This is a genomic window from Streptomyces sp. NBC_01669, from assembly GCF_026339735.1.
Taxonomy (GTDB): domain Bacteria; phylum Actinomycetota; class Actinomycetes; order Streptomycetales; family Streptomycetaceae; genus Streptomyces; species Streptomyces yanii.
On sequence record NZ_JAPEQG010000001.1, the window covers coordinates 4,389,133 to 4,404,380 of the forward strand.

General features: G+C 68.0%; 16 protein-coding genes. 4 read left to right on the forward strand and 12 right to left on the reverse strand.

From position 1 onward, the window contains the following. The first annotated feature begins 23 nt into the window (after positions 1-23). Positions 24-800, forward strand: coding sequence for a phosphate ABC transporter ATP-binding protein PstB (pstB, locus tag OG972_RS19600; protein WP_266983288.1), 777 nt, complete (start codon positions 24-26; stop codon positions 798-800). 182 nt (positions 801-982) lie between these two features. Here the strand turns inward: pstB and OG972_RS19605 are convergent, their stop codons facing one another. After that, positions 983-1,981 (reverse strand): inorganic phosphate transporter, encoded by a 999-nt coding sequence (locus OG972_RS19605; RefSeq protein ID WP_266983290.1) that lies wholly within the window; start codon positions 1,979-1,981, stop codon positions 983-985. 5 nt (positions 1,982-1,986) lie between these two features. Then, positions 1,987-2,607, reverse strand: coding sequence for a DUF47 domain-containing protein (locus tag OG972_RS19610; RefSeq protein ID WP_266983291.1), 621 nt, complete (start codon positions 2,605-2,607; stop codon positions 1,987-1,989). A 200-nt stretch (positions 2,608-2,807) separates the two neighbouring features. Between OG972_RS19610 and OG972_RS19615 the strand changes: the two genes are divergently transcribed. Further along, positions 2,808-3,167 carry a metal-sensitive transcriptional regulator gene (locus OG972_RS19615; protein ID WP_266983293.1) on the forward strand — a complete coding sequence of 120 codons (360 nt, stop codon included), beginning with the start codon at positions 2,808-2,810 and terminating at the stop codon, positions 3,165-3,167. A gap of 85 nt (positions 3,168-3,252) precedes the next feature. On the opposite strand, the gene OG972_RS19620 is transcribed toward OG972_RS19615, so the two are convergent. Further along, positions 3,253-3,447 carry a hypothetical protein gene (locus tag OG972_RS19620; RefSeq protein WP_266983295.1) on the reverse strand — a complete coding sequence of 65 codons (195 nt, stop codon included), beginning with the start codon at positions 3,445-3,447 and terminating at the stop codon, positions 3,253-3,255. 129 nt (positions 3,448-3,576) lie between these two features. After that, positions 3,577-4,485 (reverse strand): hypothetical protein, encoded by a 909-nt coding sequence (locus OG972_RS19625; RefSeq protein ID WP_266983297.1) that lies wholly within the window; start codon positions 4,483-4,485, stop codon positions 3,577-3,579. Positions 4,486-4,618: 133 nt separating this feature from the next. Here OG972_RS19625 and OG972_RS19630 point away from each other — a divergent pair, with 133 nt between their 5' ends. Both OG972_RS19630 and OG972_RS19635 read left to right on the forward strand, forming a co-directional pair. Then, a complete protein-coding gene (locus tag OG972_RS19630) occupies positions 4,619-4,813 on the forward strand; it encodes a hypothetical protein (protein WP_266991053.1) in 195 nt (64 codons plus the stop codon). A gap of 90 nt (positions 4,814-4,903) precedes the next feature. Further along, on the forward strand, positions 4,904-6,493 hold the full coding sequence (locus OG972_RS19635; protein WP_266983299.1) for an FAD-binding oxidoreductase: 1,590 nt from the start codon (positions 4,904-4,906) through the stop codon (positions 6,491-6,493). A 63-nt stretch (positions 6,494-6,556) separates the two neighbouring features. Here OG972_RS19635 and OG972_RS19640 read toward each other — a convergent pair whose 3' ends face one another. The 8 genes from OG972_RS19640 to OG972_RS19675 all read right to left on the reverse strand — a co-directional run bounded on the left by OG972_RS19640 (position 6,557) and on the right by OG972_RS19675 (position 15,233). Next, positions 6,557-7,276 (reverse strand): phosphatase PAP2 family protein, encoded by a 720-nt coding sequence (locus OG972_RS19640; protein WP_266983301.1) that lies wholly within the window; start codon positions 7,274-7,276, stop codon positions 6,557-6,559. A 308-nt stretch (positions 7,277-7,584) separates the two neighbouring features. Then, positions 7,585-8,595, reverse strand: coding sequence for a bifunctional lytic transglycosylase/C40 family peptidase (locus OG972_RS19645; RefSeq protein WP_323135877.1), 1,011 nt, complete (start codon positions 8,593-8,595; stop codon positions 7,585-7,587). 134 nt (positions 8,596-8,729) lie between these two features. After that, positions 8,730-9,296 (reverse strand): hypothetical protein, encoded by a 567-nt coding sequence (locus OG972_RS19650; protein ID WP_266983303.1) that lies wholly within the window; start codon positions 9,294-9,296, stop codon positions 8,730-8,732. Then, positions 9,293-11,638: an alpha/beta hydrolase gene (locus tag OG972_RS19655; RefSeq protein ID WP_266983305.1), complete on the reverse strand. Its 2,346-nt coding sequence runs from the start codon at positions 11,636-11,638 to the stop codon at positions 9,293-9,295. Before OG972_RS19655 ends, OG972_RS19650 begins: the two co-directional genes overlap by 4 nt. 265 nt (positions 11,639-11,903) lie before the next feature. Beyond that, the gene (locus tag OG972_RS19660) at positions 11,904-12,359 is read right to left on the reverse strand and encodes a hypothetical protein (protein WP_266990586.1); all 456 of its coding nucleotides are present in this window, start codon (positions 12,357-12,359) and stop codon (positions 11,904-11,906) included. 83 nt (positions 12,360-12,442) lie between these two features. Continuing rightward, on the reverse strand, positions 12,443-14,233 hold the full coding sequence (locus OG972_RS19665) for an alpha/beta hydrolase (RefSeq protein ID WP_266983307.1): 1,791 nt from the start codon (positions 14,231-14,233) through the stop codon (positions 12,443-12,445). Beyond that, on the reverse strand, positions 14,230-14,634 hold the full coding sequence (locus OG972_RS19670) for a hypothetical protein (RefSeq protein WP_266983309.1): 405 nt from the start codon (positions 14,632-14,634) through the stop codon (positions 14,230-14,232). The genes OG972_RS19665 and OG972_RS19670 overlap by 4 nt, the downstream gene beginning before the upstream one ends. A gap of 164 nt (positions 14,635-14,798) precedes the next feature. After that, entirely contained in the window at positions 14,799-15,233 is a 435-nt protein-coding gene (locus tag OG972_RS19675) for an SgcJ/EcaC family oxidoreductase (RefSeq protein ID WP_266983311.1), read from the reverse strand. Positions 15,234-15,248 lie beyond the last annotated feature (15 nt).

The window sequence follows — 15,248 nt, forward strand, 5'->3', positions numbered from 1 at the left end:
GCACGAAAGAAGCAGTGATTCAGATGGCCAAGCGCATCGACGTCAGCGGCCTGTCCGCCTATTACGGCTCCCACCTCGCCATCGAGGACATCTCGATGACCGTGGAGCCCCGCTCCGTGACCGCCTTCATCGGCCCGTCCGGCTGCGGCAAGTCCACCTTCCTCCGCACCCTGAACCGGATGCACGAGGTCACCCCCGGTGGCCGCGTCGAGGGCAAGGTCCTGCTGGACGACGAGAACCTGTACGGGTCCCACGTCGACCCGGTCACCGTGCGCCGCACGGTCGGCATGGTCTTCCAGCGGCCGAACCCGTTCCCGACCATGTCGATCTTCGACAATGTCGCGGCGGGCCTGAAGCTGAACGGTTCGTACAAGAAGGGCCGGCTGGCGGACGTCGTCGAGAAGTCCCTCCGTGGCGCCAACCTCTGGAACGAGGTCAAGGACCGCCTGAACAAGCCCGGCTCCGGCCTCTCCGGCGGTCAGCAGCAGCGCCTGTGCATCGCCCGCGCGATCGCGGTCGAGCCGGATGTGCTGCTGATGGACGAACCGTGCTCCGCCCTGGACCCGATCTCCACCCTCGCCATCGAGGACCTGATCGGCGAGCTGAAGGAACGCTTCACGATCGTCATCGTGACGCACAACATGCAGCAGGCGGCCCGCGTCTCGGACCGCACGGCGTTCTTCAACCTCGCGGCGGTCGGCAAGCCCGGCAAGCTCGTGGAGATAGACGAGACGGAACGGATCTTCTCCAACCCGTCGGTCCAGGCGACGGAGGACTACATCTCCGGCCGCTTCGGGTGATCAAGGACGGCCTTTGGGGTGCTGCATGGCGGTGCCACCCTCAAGGCAAAGGGTCCGCCCCCGCTCCTCACAAGGGAGCGGGGGCGGACCCCTTTCACTTCAAGCCCGTGGGGGCGTCTCAGGTGCGTCCGGCAGCTGAGGACGAAGCGGCCACCGGGCAACCCCGGCAGAGCCCACCTCGCTCACCCGAACAGCAGCACGACGACCCCGTAACTCGCGGCAGCGACCAGAGCCGCGGCCGGCATCGTGATGAACCACCCGAGGACGATGTTCTTCGCGACCCCCCACCGCACCGCGTTGACCCGCTTCGTGGCCCCCACACCCATGATCGCCGAGGTGATCACATGCGTCGTGGAGATGGGCGCGTGGAACAGGTAGGCCGAGCCGAACATGATCGACGCCCCGGTCGTCTCCGCGGCGAATCCCTGCGGCGGGTCCAGCTCGATGATCTTCCGGCCGAGCGTCCGCATGATCCGCCAGCCACCCGCGTACGTACCCAGCGAGAGCATCAGCGCGCAGACGAGCTTCACCCAGACCGGGATCGGGTCGCTCGGACTCTCGACATCGGCGATGACCAGCGCCATCACCACGATGCCCATCGTCTTCTGCGCGTCCTGCAGACCGTGCCCGAGCGCCATGCCTGCCGCCGAGACCGTCTGCGCTATGCGGAATCCGCGCTTGGCCTTGTGCGGGTTGACCTTCCGGAACAGCCACATGATCGCGACCATCACCAGATAGCCCACGACCAGACCGACGATCGGCGAGACGAACATCGGGATGACGATCTTGTCGAGCACCCCGTTCCAGTGCACCAGCGTTCCGCCGGCCAGCGCCGCACCGACCATGCCGCCGAACAGCGCGTGCGAGGACGACGAGGGCAGACCGAAATACCAGGTGACGAGGTTCCAGATGATCGCGCCGACCAGGGCGGCGAAGAGGATTCCCATCCCCTTCTGCCCCTCGGGCGTCGCGATCAGGCCCTCACTGACGGTCTTGGCGACTCCCTGTCCCAGGAAGGCACCGGCGAGGTTCATCACCGCGGCCATCGCCAGGGCCGCCCGCGGGGTCAGCGCCCGGGTGGAGACCGAGGTGGCGATGGCGTTCGCCGAGTCGTGGAAGCCGTTCGTGTAGGTGAAGCCGAGCGCGACACCGATGGTCACGATCAGCGCAAAGGTGTCCACGTGGTTCAGGACTCCTTGACCGCGATGGTCTCCACCGTGTTGGCGACGTGCTCGAACGCATCGGCCGCCTCTTCCAGCACATCCACGATCTGCTTGAGCTTCAGCACCTCAATGGCGTCGTACTTGCCGTTGAAGAGATGGGCGAGCAGCTTGCGGTGGATCTGGTCGGCCTGGTTCTCCAGGCGGTTGACCTCGATCCAGTACTCGGTGAGGTTGTCCATCGTGCGCAGGTTGGGCATCGCCTCGGCGGTCAGCTCGGCCGCCCGCGCCAGCACCTCGATCTGCTGCTCGACGCCCTTGGGGAGTTCTTCGATCTGGTACAGCACGACCAGGTCGACGGCCTCCTCCATGAAGTCCATGATGTCGTCGAGCGACGATGCGAGGTTGTAAATGTCCTCGCGGTCGAACGGCGTGATGAAAGAGGAGTTCAGCTGGTGGAAGATCGCGTGGGTGGCATCGTCCCCTGCGTGCTCCGCTGCCCGCATACGTTCCGCGATCTCGACTCGGGAGGCAGAGTCCGCCCCGAGCAGTTCCATGAGGAGTTTCGAGCCCGTGACGATGTTGTCCGCGGATGCGGAGAACATGTCGTAGAAGCTCGTCTCCCTGGGGGTCAGACGAAAGCGCACGTGGGGTCCTCGGGATGCTTTGGATTCGGTCAGGCTGATGCTAGGCGCATCATCCGGCCACGGCTAACCGGCATTCTTCAGTGTCGCGCATCGAACACGGTGATCAGCACGGGCCCCCGGTCACGGTTCAGCTGAATTCGTTAGGATATACCCACCCGGGGTATATAAAGCGCAGGGTAAAGGGAAAACGGGAGGCAGCAATGACCACCACCGAGACCACAGAGGCGACGGAACCCACCGAGGAAACGGCGGAGATCCTCACCGACCACGACCGCGGCATACACGGCTACCACCACCAGAAGGCCGACCACGTCAAGCGGCTGCGCCGGATCGAGGGCCAGATCCGTGGTCTGCAGCGGATGGTCGACGAGGACGTCTACTGCATCGACATACTCACGCAGGTCTCGGCGTCCACCAAGGCCCTCCAGTCGTTCGCGCTCCAGCTCCTCGAGGAGCACCTGCGCCACTGCGTCGCCGACGCGGCGGTCAAGGGCGGCGAGGAGATCGACGCGAAGGTCGAGGAAGCCACGAAGGCCATCGCCCGCCTGCTCCGTACCTGAGGCGGCACCGCTGGAGGTCGCACCGTGTACGGTCGCATCGCCTGGGGCATTGTCCGAGGCACCCCCTGACGTGCGCTTTTGTCCGTCAACCCCGGCGGTCGCCCTGCCGGGGGACGGCGGTGAGTTCGGTGCCCGCCCCGACGTTGAGCACCTCGTCGATACGGTCCGCACTGAGCCGTTCCCCGATCGCGGCCGACGCCGCGATCATCAGCTCACCGCATAGCTCGATCTCGGCGAGGGCCACATGGTCCTGAACGGTCCGAGTGCTGAGCGTCACCACGTACGTCACCTCTCACTGCCGTCGCCGACTTCCTAGCGTAGGGAGCGGACCACTCGCCGCGCATGGCACGGACGGACCATTTCGGCCCCGCCGGATGCCTACGCACCTGGCCCGCCGCCTCCGCCGCCGCTACCGCTGCCCCTGCTCGATCTGCCCGGTGTAGATGTCGCGATCGTCCGGAAGCTGCACATTCACGGGCACCCCGAACCCGAACAGCAGCGTCGTCGACACCACCTGCACCGCCGGTCCCCCGTTGGCGAAAGTGAACCGGTGCCGCACCTTCCGCAGCCGCCCCGCCTCGTCCAGATACGCGTCGAACGGCACCGCGTCCGTGCGGAACCCTTTCGCCGCCGCGCCAAGTGCGCCCCGCGATTGCGGCGAGGCGGCCCGTGCCGCGCGTCCGAGGTCCGCGGTCCCCCGGTAGTGCCGGACCATGACCCCGGCGAGCTCGCTCTCCCCCACGTACGTCACTTTGTCCGCCCCGCGCAGCAGTTCGGCGGCCGCCATGGGATCGGTGACCCCGCCCGTGACGAGATTGCCGTCCTCCAGGGCCGTCGTATCGACCCTGACCCACTTGCCGACGGGGACTCCGGCACCACGGTTCTTCATGTAGAGCGCACCGGGGGCGAGGAGTTCGGTGATGGGGCGGTGTTCGTACTCGCCCGCGGCGTCCTTCGGCAGCACCACGGTGAGCCGGCCGAGCTGCCTGCGGAAGTCGTACGTCCCCCGGCCGGTGATCGTCACCCGTGTCCCGCCTGCCGCGGTCTCCATCGACGTACGCACCTCGGCGCTCCCGGCGACGTCGCGGCTCCCTGGCCGATTCCCGTCCCTCGTCCCGGCGAGCACCGCCGCCGCCCGGTGGATCGCATCGAGGGAATCGCCCCCACCCCGCTCGTCCACCACGCTCCGGCCGCCGGCATCGATCCCGTCCCGGCCACCGCTGTCCGAGCAGCCGGCGGCCGCCGCCATCACGCCCACCACGGCGAGGGCGCAGACAGTGCGCGCCCCGCCACCGGACCTGTGCTGCTGCACCACCATCGCCTGCCAACCCCCAACGACGTACCGCTTGTCCGAGCCCCCCACCCGCCCCGCATAACGACCACCCGTGTCCCCCGTCACGCCGTCCTCGGGGGCCTCACGGACGGGTGTCCGTCCCCAGTACCGTGGACGCGTGTACGACCAACACACCGCGGAGGTCATGCCGACCGCTCCCGCCGCCCCGCCGACGCCCCCCGCCCACGAGCCCTTCACCATCGAACGCGGCTCGTTCTGCATCGCCCGCTGCGGATGCGGGTGGACCGGCCCGGCCCGTCGCTCCCGCGACCGCGCCCGCACCGATGCCGAGGAACACCGCACCGCCCGCTGATCACGGATCACGGATCACGGATCACCGACAACCGATCCACCCGACGGTCACCCGACCGATCGACCCGCGAGGCCATGACCCGGAGGTCCGATGAACCTGCCGAACCGGCGCACCCTGCTCACCGCGGGCGCAGCAACAGCCCTGGCCGGCGCCACGGCCACCGCCTGCAGAGGCACCGGCACGGATTCCTCGGCCGCCACCTCGGCCACCGCCACCCGCACGTCGCCCACACCAGTCGGCTCACCGTCTGCCACAACCGGCAAGGCGAACTGGCCCGCCCTGGCCAAGAGCCTCGACGGCACCCTCGTGCGCCCCGAGGACGCGGCGTACCGGACGGCCCGCCAGCTGTACAACACCCGCTTCGACGGCCAGAAACCGGCAGCCGTCGCGTACGTCCGGCACGAGGCGGACATCCGTGAGTGCCTGGCCTTCGCCCGCCGCAGCTCCACCCCCGTCTCGATCCGCAGCGGTGGCCATTCCTACACGGGCTGGTCGAGCGGCAACGGGCGCCTGGTCATTGACGTCTCGTCACTCTCCCGGGTCGACCGGGACGGCACCGTCGGCGCGGGCGCCAGACTCATCGACGTCTACCGGGGGCTTGCCCGGCACGGTCTGACGGTCCCCGGAGGCTCCTGCCCCACGGTCGGCATCTCCGGTCTCACGCTCGGCGGCGGCCACGGCGTCGCGTCCCGCGCGTACGGCCTGACCTGCGACAGCCTCACCTCGGCAACGCTCGTCACCGCCGACGGCACAACCGTGACCGCCGACGCCAAGCACCACCCCGACCTCTTCTGGGCGCTGCGCGGCGCGGGCAACGGCAACTTCGGCGTGGTCACCGAGCTGACGTTCCGCACCCGCCCGGCCCCGCAGACCGTCACCGCGTACATGTCGTGGCCGTGGTCGCGAGCCCGGTCGGTCATCGCCGCCTGGCAGGAGTGGGGCCCGGACCAGCCGGACGAGATCTGGTCCTCCGCACATCTCGCGGCGGGACCGGGCGGCGGCAACCCGACCGTGTCGGTCGCCGCGTTCAGCCTGGGGACCTACGGCGACCTCCAGAACGCCGTCGACCGCCTCGCCGACCGGATCGGCGCACCGGCGTCCTCGGTGTCGCTGCGCCGCCGCAGCTACGAGGAGGCGATGCTGGTGTACGCGGGCTGCTCCGGCATCAGCGACGCGCAGTGCCACCTGCCGGGTACGACACCCGGCCGCACCGCGCAGGGCGCGCTCCAGCGCGAGACGTACGCCGCCGCGTCCGACTTCTTCGACCACTCCCTGTCCCCGGCAGGCATAGGGGCTCTGCTCGACCGGACCGAGGCGTTCACCCGGATCAGTGTGACCCCGAGCGGCGGCGGCGGATCGATCGCGCTCACCGCGCTCGGCGGGGCGATCAACCGGGTCGGCCCACAGGCCACGGCGTTCGTCCACCGCCGCTCACGGATGCTCGCCCAGTACATCGCCGCCTGGCGACCCGGCACGGCGGGCACGGCCCAGCAGGACTGGCTGAAAAACACTCACGGGGCGCTGCGGCGCTACGCGTCCGGGGCGGCGTACCAGAACTACACGGACCCGACGCTGACCGACTGGCGGCAGGCCTACTACGGAACGGCGGCCGATCGGCTCGCCCGGGTGAAGAAGCAGTACGACCCCGAGCGCCTCTTCACTTTCCCGCAGGCGCTGTAACGCAGAACCGGGGGGCGCGGACGCCCCCCGGTTCTCCCTCTGACCATTCAGGCAGCTGACCATTCAGGCAGCCAGATCCTTCTCGCCACCGCTGCCCGACCGCGGGCGCGGCTCCGGGATCCCGAGCGGACGCCCCTCAGCCGCGGCCGGCACGGGCCGCCGCGACCGCACGAGCCACCCCACCCGCTCCGACCGCGAGACGGCGGCGACGACCGGCGTCAGCAGCGCCATCGCGAGCGGGGCGAGCAGCAGTGCGGCAGCCGTGCCGAGCGCGAATCCGCCGATGACGTCGGTGGGGTAGTGAACCCCCATGTAGATCCGGCAGAACCCTTCCACCAGCGCGAGGGCGATGGCGGCGAGCCCGAATTTCCGGTTGGCCACGAACAGCCCGACGCCGAGGGCCATCGCCATCGTGGCGTGGTCGCTCACGAACGAGAAGTCGTTCTTTCCCGACACCAGGACATCCAGGCCCTGGTGGTCGCGGAACGGGCGCGGACGCTCCACGAAGCCCCGGATCGGAATGTTGACGAGCAGCGCGATCCCGGCGGCGAGCGGCGCCCAGACGATCCCGGCGACCGCAGTCACCGAGTCCTCGGCCGTGCCGCGCCGGCGGACGCTCCACCAGCACCACAGAACCACGAGGACCATGCCGAGCATGATCCCGTACTCGCCGACGAACTCCATGACCCGGTCGAACCAGGTCGGAGCGGACTTCGCGAGCCCATTGATGTCGTAGAGCAGGCTGACGTCGGGGTTCGACCCATCCAGTGCGAGTCCAGCCATCTGCTGCGGCCCCTTGCCTTGTCTGCTGCCGCGGCGCACGCCCGTGTGCACCGCATTTGACGAACCCCCGTGTTCGGTTCGACCACTACTTCGATCACTGCTTCGATCACTGCTGCGTGAGGTACGCGACTGTGCCGGTCAGCGTCGCATGGTCAGTGCGCATGCTGTCCCAGTCCAGGGAACGACGCTCTCCGTGTGTACGTTCCACTCTCCACCGAATGATCACCATGACGTTATCGAAGCGAGACTCGTCGTCGCAGCTCAGGGCCCAGGCTTCACGGAGAGTTCCAGCCACGGCCGACTCCCCGTCACGCCGCCGGCTGGGCGGTCGGGAGTGCTGCGGCGCCGTCCTTCGTCACCCGTGTCGCACCGAAGTAGTCGGGCGTGTCGATCTTGTCGAAGCGGATCACGGCCCCGGTGTACGGCGCGTTGATCATGTACCCGCCGCCGACGTACAGCCCGACGTGGTGGATTGCCCGGGAGTTGGTCAGGTCGTCCGAGAAGAAGACCAGGTCACCGGGGAGCAGCTCGTCCCGTGAGGGGTGCGGCCCGGCGTTGTACTGGTCGTTCGCCACCCGCGGCAGCTCGATGTCCACGGTCCGGTACGCGGCCTGCGTCAGCCCGGAGCAGTCGAACCGTCCACCCTGCTCAGCCGTGCCGTTCCCGCCCCACAGGTACTTCGTACCGAGCTTCTTCTGCGCGAAGTAGATCGCCCCGGCCGCCTGCCGCGAGGGCTCGACCCGCCCGACCGGCCGGGCGAAGCTCTTCTCCAGCGAACGGATGATCTTGACGTAGTTCTGCGTCTCCGCGATCTTCGGTACGCCGCCCGACCTGATGACCCGGTACGCACCGGCGTTGTAGGCGGCCAGCATGTTGTCGGTCCGATCCCCCGGCACGTTCTTGACGTACCCGGCAAGTTCGCAGTCATAGCTGGCGGCGGAGGGGATGGCGTCGGCCGGATCCCATACGTCCCGGTCCCCGTCCCCGTCCCCGTCGATCCCGTGCCCGGACCAGGTCCCGGGGATGAACTGCGCGATGCCCTGCGCGGCGGCCTTGCTCTGGGCGCGCGGGTTCCACCCGCTCTCCTGGTACAGCTGCGCGGCGAGGAGCGCGGGGTTGATGGCCGAGCAGAGGTTGCCCCACTTCTGCACGAGCGGCTGGAACTTCGCCGGCACGGCCCCCTTCGCCAGCCCGACGGCCGCGTTGCTGCCGGCGCTGCCGAGGCCGGCGGCAGCGGAGTACGTACCGACGACGAGCAGCGCCACGAAGCACATGGCGACCCCGATGCCGATCCCACCGACCACCCAGAATTTCCGCACCCCTCAACCATCCCCCATCGGGGGCGGGTTCAAGGCCGGTTTCGCGGGTGTGTGCGAGTCGTTCGGGGCACAGGCAGACTCACCGGGGTCACCGATCACGCGGTCGAGCACGGACTCCGTTCACTGACGCACTTTCAGGATCCTTGAGCGGACCAGTAGTCGGAGTGCACGTTGGGACGCGGCAGCGGGTAGACACCCTCGTACGCCGGACCGTTCGGCTTGGACGTGGAATCGGCGACCTTCGACTCCTTCACGCAGGGACTGTCCGCCTCGAAGAACGCCTGCCCCTTTCCGCGGAAACTGACACTGATACCGAACCCGGCGTCCGTCTGCGCATAGACGGCCGGAAACTCCGTGTCATTGTTGATCGCCTTGATCCGGTAATCGCTCCTCCGCCAGAACGTCTCCACCTGATCCAGGAAATCCGCCCGGCGCGACGCCGACACGATGGTCATCACGGTGCGCCTGCGGGTCACATCGCACGTCCCCGCAGTCGTCGGCCCGTGCGCCCACTGCACCTCGGGATCAATGGCCTTCAGCACCGCGTCGAGCATGCCGTCGGACCGCTCGGCGGCTTGCTGCATGTCCATGCGCCCCTTCTTCCCTCCGGAGTCCCCTTGTACCCGGTGGTCGCTCCCGCACGCGGACAGGGAGAAGCCGAGGGCCAGGGCCACCGCAACGATCTGGAACCGTCGCTTCATCGCTGTGCCTCCATCTTGAGCCTGTCGGCATGTCCCGACACGATCAGAGCGATGCTGTCCGCCGAGACGGCGTCCCTGACCGGATCGAAGTAGAGAGAGTGGGCATCGAAGCTCAGGCCGGAGCCACTGACCACCGGTGGCCCGTCGCCCACAGGGAAGCGCCTGGCGCCGAATGCCTTGCTCGCCGGGTCCTTGCCGAACCAGAGATCGTCGTCCCCCGGGTCGGCCAGATCCCCGGCGAAGTATGCACCAGCAGGACCGAGGGCCAGCATCCCCAGCACACCCACGGCGGACTGCAGCTTGGACGGGAGCTTGGTCACCGGGTCGTTCGCCGCGGCGCCGACGAAGACGTGTCCGGCACCGACCCCGAGATCCACGGCCTGATCCACGCCCACCCCCGGGCTGCCGACCAGGATGATGTCGTCGACCCCTGGGATTCCGCCGACATGCTGCGCAGCAGCTCCCACGGTCCGCGAACCGTACGAGTGCCCGATGGCCGTCAGATGCGGATCCTTGTTCTGGTTGGTGGCGACCAGCCCGCTCATGAAGTCGTTGTACGCCACGCCGCCCTTCTCCGCCCGCCCCGTACCCATGACCGCCAGGCTGCTCAGCCCGTCCGGCGTCTGCGGCGCGTCGTAGCCGAGCCAGACGATCGCCGCACTGGACTGGTCGTACCCCTGGGCACCGATGGCCGTGTCGCGAGCCCGCTTGAGATCGTTCTTCGCGAATTCCTCGTCCAGAGAGGTATTCAGCCCGGGCACATACGCCGACACGTTCTTCGACGTGTCCGGATTCCCGAACGAGACGATCGCCCGGCCGTTTCCCTCGTCCGATATGCCGAGCAGGTACATCGGCGGCTGCTTCCCGTTCTCCTTCAACTGCCGCTCGATCTCGCGCAGTCCGGCGAGCTGCTTCTGCGACTTCGCGTCGTCCTGCCCCGACAGCTTCCCGATCAGCTGAGTCAGGTTCTTCCGGTTGGCCGCGTCCCTGGTCGCCGCGGGGATCCCGTCGAGGCTGCCGATCTGATCCGGGGAAAGGGCGAGGTACTGGTCACGCTGGTCCTGCGTGAGCCCGTCCCACCACGCCTTGCGCCCGGCAGCAGTGCCGTTGCGCGGGATGCGGGCGTTCAGATAGTCGCGCTGGTCCGCCTGCACGGCCGCCCCGACACGGGAGCCGGAACCGGGCAGCCCGGCGCCGACGCCACCGACCCCGGTGGCCCCCTTGATCAGCTCCCCCGCCGCACCGGCACGGTCGCCCTGGGACCACTTGTTGCTTGCGTTCTGCGCGTACTGGGCGACCTGGTTGCCGAGGTTCCTGCCGTTCGTGACGGGGTGGAGAACGGCGTCCGCGGCACCGCTGACATCGCCCCAGAGACCGTCGCCGACGAGCCCGGTGAAGAAGCTGCCGTCCGATGCGTGACCGGCGGCGCTCGAACCGTCGCCACCCTGGGCGGCCTGGGTGGCGCTGCCGCCGTCTCCGCCGGATGCGGCGGACCCGCCCGAGGCATCCGTGCCACCCGAGTCCGAACCACCCGACGCTGCGGAACCGCCGGAGTCCGATCCCCCGGAGTCCGATCCACCTGAGTCCGATCCACCTGAGTCCGATCCACCGGATGCTGCGGAGCCTCCCGAGTCCGTGCCCCCGGATGCGCCCGACCCACCGGACGAGGAAGTCCCTCCGGCCACGGTCGAACCCCCGGAGTCCACACCGCCGGACTCCGTACCGCCACCGCCAGAGGCACCACCACCACCGCCATCGGTGCCATGGCCGGCCACCACGCCGCTGCCCGCGGCCGGACAGGCGCTACCGGTCAGCTGGCAGATCGCACTCCGGATCTCACCGGTCAGCTGCCCGCCGATCTGCGTCGCCATGAGCGCACCGACAAGGGCCACGACCACCAGGACCGCGCCGAGGTACTCCATCGCGGTCTGGCCACGGTCACGACGGGCCCTGATCATCCGCGTGAGAATGAACGGCCTCTGCGCGGCGCGCTGTTCAGGATCCAGATCGAACCACGCGCGTAGACTCCGACGAAGAAGCAGGCCAACGACGACGACCGGCACCACCAGTTGGGGCACACCCTGCCTGCCACCGTCCCCGCTCAACGTCGCCAGCGCACCGAGCGCGAGCCAGATATGGACGGCGAGAAGTCCACGCCGGATCCACACGCCGCCGGTCCGGACGTACAGCGACAGCACGAATCCGGCGGCGCCCGGCAACACCGCGTACAGCAGCATCCCCAGCAACCGGCCGTCCACCGCATCGACCGAGGACGCCACCGACAGCACGTCGATCGCGCCCACGACTGTGACCACGAAGAGCACCCGGACGAGGATCAGCACTGCTTGCAGTGTGCTCGGCAGGGGCTGCCTGCCCGGATGGGCCACGACAGCATCTGCGTCGACGCCACCCGGAACCGCTAATCCTCGTATGCCAGACACGGCAAGTCCCCTACCTGGTGAGTGGGTGCAGTGAGCAGTGACAGAGCCGCCACTCCACGTATGCGACCACACCGGCACCGGGCGGGGCATGGGCCCCAGGGCCCAATGCGGGACTCAAAGTGCTTGGTACATCCGGAGGTTCAGGTCACCTTGTCCTGATGTGACGTCAGGTTGATCCGGTGGACCAGAAGTCGGAGTGCACGTTGGGGCGGGGAAGGGGATAGACGTCTTCGTACGCAGGGCCGTTGGGCTGGGTGGTGGACTCGGCCACCGCTGATTCCTTCACGCAGGGGCTGTCGACTTCGAAGAAAGCTTGCCCCTTGCCGCCGATGCTGAGGGTGACGCCGAAGCCGTCCAGCGTCTGGGCATAGATCGCAGGAACGTCCACATCATTATTGATTGCCTTGATCCGATAGCCGCTTTTACGCCAGAAGCGATCCACCACTCCTAGGAAGCTACCCCGGCGCTGTTCGGACACAATCGTCATCACGACGCGCATCCGGGACACGTCACAGCTACCAGTACTAGTCGGGCCATGCGCCCATTGAACCTGAGGTTTGATTTCAGTCAGCACTGCGTCAAGAATCTCATCAGCTCGATTCGCCGCGCCTTGCATGTCCATATCGGATCGCTTCTCTTTTTTCGAACATCCGACAAACGCCAAACAGAGCAGCGTTGCCAACCCAATGACTTGAAGTCGACGACTCAACGTGACTCCTCCATCTTTACTTTCTCCGAACGACCCGCAGCGATGAGAGCAATGCTGTCTGCCGAAACGGCATTCCTCTTCGGATCGAAGTACTGGGAGTGCGCGTCGATAGAGAAGCCATGCCCACTGATCAGCCGCGGCCCTTCACCCACAGGGAAACGCCTCGCACCGAATGCCTCGCTCGCCGGGTCCTTGCCGAACCAGAGATCGTCATCCCCCGGATCTGCGAGGTCGCCGGCCACGTAGGCAGTGGACGGTCCTCCAGCGATCAATCCCACAACGCCGACAGCCGCCTGCTGCTTGGAGGGGAGCTTGGTCACCACGTCATTCTCAGCCGCACCGACGAAGACGTGATCCTTCCCAACCCCGAGATCCTCAGCGTGATCCACACCGACTCCGGGACTGCCAACGAGCACGATGTCGTCCACCCCGGGAATCCCGCCACCTTGCTGAGTTGCAGCACCAACAGTGCGCGAACCGTAAGAATGCCCAATAGCCGTCAGGTGCGGGTCCTCGTTCTCGTTCGTAGCCACCAGTCCACCCATGAAGTCATTAAATGCACTTCCACCTCTTTCGGCTCTATCATTGCCCATTACCGCCAGGCTCCCCAATCCGTCCGGGGTCTGCGGTGCGTCGTAACCGAGCCAAACGATCGCCGCGCTCGAATGGTCGTACTTATTGGTCCCCTTAGCTGTATCCCAAGCACGCTTAAGATCCCCCTTAGCGAATTCCTCATCCAGCGACGTATTCAAGCCCGGCACATAAGCCGACACGTTCCGAGCCGTATCCGGATTCCCGTAAGAAACAATCGCCCGCCCATTCCCCTCGTCCCCAATCCCGAGCAGAAACATCGGCGGCTTCCGGCCGTCATGCAGCTGCCGGTCAATCTCCCGCAACCCCGCCAACTGCGTCTCCGCCCTTTCCCCTTCTTGCCCTTCCAGCTTTCCGATGAGCAGTTGCAGGTTGTCCCGGTTGGCGGCGTCCCGTACGACCGCCGGGATTCCGTCCAGGTTGCCGATCTGGTCCGGGTACACCGCGAGGTACTCCTCGCGCTGTTCCTCTGTCAGCCCGGCCCACCACGCCTTGCGTTCGGCCGGGCTCGCGTCGTGCGGGATGGCTTCGTTCAGGTAGGCGCCCGCCGCGTTCCGTACCGCTGCCGCGTCCGTCGCCGCGTCCGTCCAGGTCGAGTCGGGGACCTTCAGGCCCTCCTCGGCCTTCAGCTTCCGCAGGATCCGCGTGTACCGCCAGTCGATGTCGGCCGCTGTCCGCAGGGCCTTGGCCACCCGGTCGGCGATGTCCTGCGCCTTGGCCACGTTCGGGTTGGGGGCGACGAGTCCCGAGGGCGGCAGCAGCCCCGGTACTCCTCCTCCGGTCGCCGTCCCGCCCGGCATCGGCTTGCCGTCGATCAGCCCCTCGCCGGCCTCCGGGTAGGTCACCGACCCGTCCGGGTGCACGGTGAACTTCAGGGCTTCCGCGTCGTCCAGCGCTTCCTGCAACGCCCTTTGCTGACCCTTGATTTCGTGGGCCATGCTGTTCAGCGTGGTGCGGAGCAGACCACACTCCGTGTACACGTACTGGAAGTTCCGGCTGAGTTGCCGCAGCCGTCCGACGGCCGCGTCGGCCGCCTCGCCCTGCTGCGTCCCGCGCAACCCGTTCAGCAGTTGCTTGTCGATGCGGTCCCGGCCGGTGTCGGCCAAGTTACTCGCCCGGCCCCATCCGTCGGCCGCGCCTTCCAGTTCGGCGCAATTCACGTCGCGCAGTTGGGCCCACGTGATCTTCGAGGTCATTGCCCACCGGCCCGCGACGCGACCCGCGCGAAGGACGACTTCACGGTCTCGTTCGTGACGCCCTGGGCCCGTGCGACGGCGCGCAGTTTCCCCGCGAGGCTCCCGCACTCGCTGCGCGCGGCTTCGATCCGTCGCTGCCACGACTCGCGTACGGCGCCGAGTTCGGCCAGCGCCTCCAACCCGACGGTCCCCGTCACGACCCCTTCGTGCGCGGTCTCCAGCTCGGTCCTTACCGGCCCCAGCAACGTATGCAGCGACTCGGCTCCCCCGGCGGCCTGCAACCAGGGGCCGTCGCTGTGCTTCAGCTCATCCCCGCCACCACCACCCGCACCGCCACCAGCCCCGCCCGCCCCGCCCAGATCGCTCAGCCTCTGCCGGCTCACCACGGCCACGCCGCTCACCCCGCTCCTTGATCGTGGAGCGGCACTGTCCCAAAGACGGCGCACCCGACATGCCATGCGCATCGGCCCCGGGGGCGGGCGTTCGGCCCTGAATTGCGGGGCCGAACGCCCGCCCCGCCCCAGCGGAATTTCACCCGATCGGTGGGCGGCCGGAGGACGTGCGGTCAGGAGGTGCCGGTCGGGCAGTTGTGGTATCCGGCGACCAGCCATCCCTCGCCCTGCCCTTCGCCGGCCGCCTTTGCCAGGACCCATGTGGCGAGCACGAAGCGGTCGGCGGGGACCGTGGACTCGCCCGCCGGCAGGATTCCGCTGCGGCTGATCACCACGGCGGCGTCCTCGCCGATAAATCGAATGCTCCGCACCTCGTCGACAACGGTCGAGCCCTTGAGCGGTCCCGCGAATCCGGCTGCCATCCGCGCACGGATCGCCTCTTTTCCGTCGCTGTACGAACCGGGCAGCACCGAGGTCGCATCCTGCGTGTACAGCGCCGCGAAGGCGTCCGCGTCGTTGTCGGCCCAGGCCGCGTAGACACGGTGCAGCACCTCTCGTACGGCAGCCTCGGACTGCGTCGAAGCAGCAGTGCCGATGTTCTCGATCACGGTCTTCCTCTTCTC

What these genes read in the sequence shown, in the direction of transcription:
- OG972_RS19625 (WP_266983297.1), bottom strand. Translation starts at nt 4,485, where the DNA reads ATGGTGGTGCAGCAGCACAGGTCCGGTGGCGGGGCGCGCACTGTCTGC.
- OG972_RS19665 (WP_266983307.1), bottom strand. Translation starts at nt 14,233, where the DNA reads ATGACCTCGAAGATCACGTGGGCCCAACTGCGCGACGTGAATTGCGCC.
- OG972_RS19650 (WP_266983303.1), bottom strand. Translation starts at nt 9,296, where the DNA reads ATGAAGCGACGGTTCCAGATCGTTGCGGTGGCCCTGGCCCTCGGCTTC.
- OG972_RS19640 (WP_266983301.1), bottom strand. Translation starts at nt 7,276, where the DNA reads ATGGCTGGACTCGCACTGGATGGGTCGAACCCCGACGTCAGCCTGCTC.
- OG972_RS19615 (WP_266983293.1), top strand. Translation starts at nt 2,808, where the DNA reads ATGACCACCACCGAGACCACAGAGGCGACGGAACCCACCGAGGAAACG.
- OG972_RS19660 (WP_266990586.1), bottom strand. Translation starts at nt 12,359, where the DNA reads ATGGACATGCAAGGCGCGGCGAATCGAGCTGATGAGATTCTTGACGCA.
- pstB (WP_266983288.1), top strand. Translation starts at nt 24, where the DNA reads ATGGCCAAGCGCATCGACGTCAGCGGCCTGTCCGCCTATTACGGCTCC.
- OG972_RS19635 (WP_266983299.1), top strand. Translation starts at nt 4,904, where the DNA reads ATGAACCTGCCGAACCGGCGCACCCTGCTCACCGCGGGCGCAGCAACA.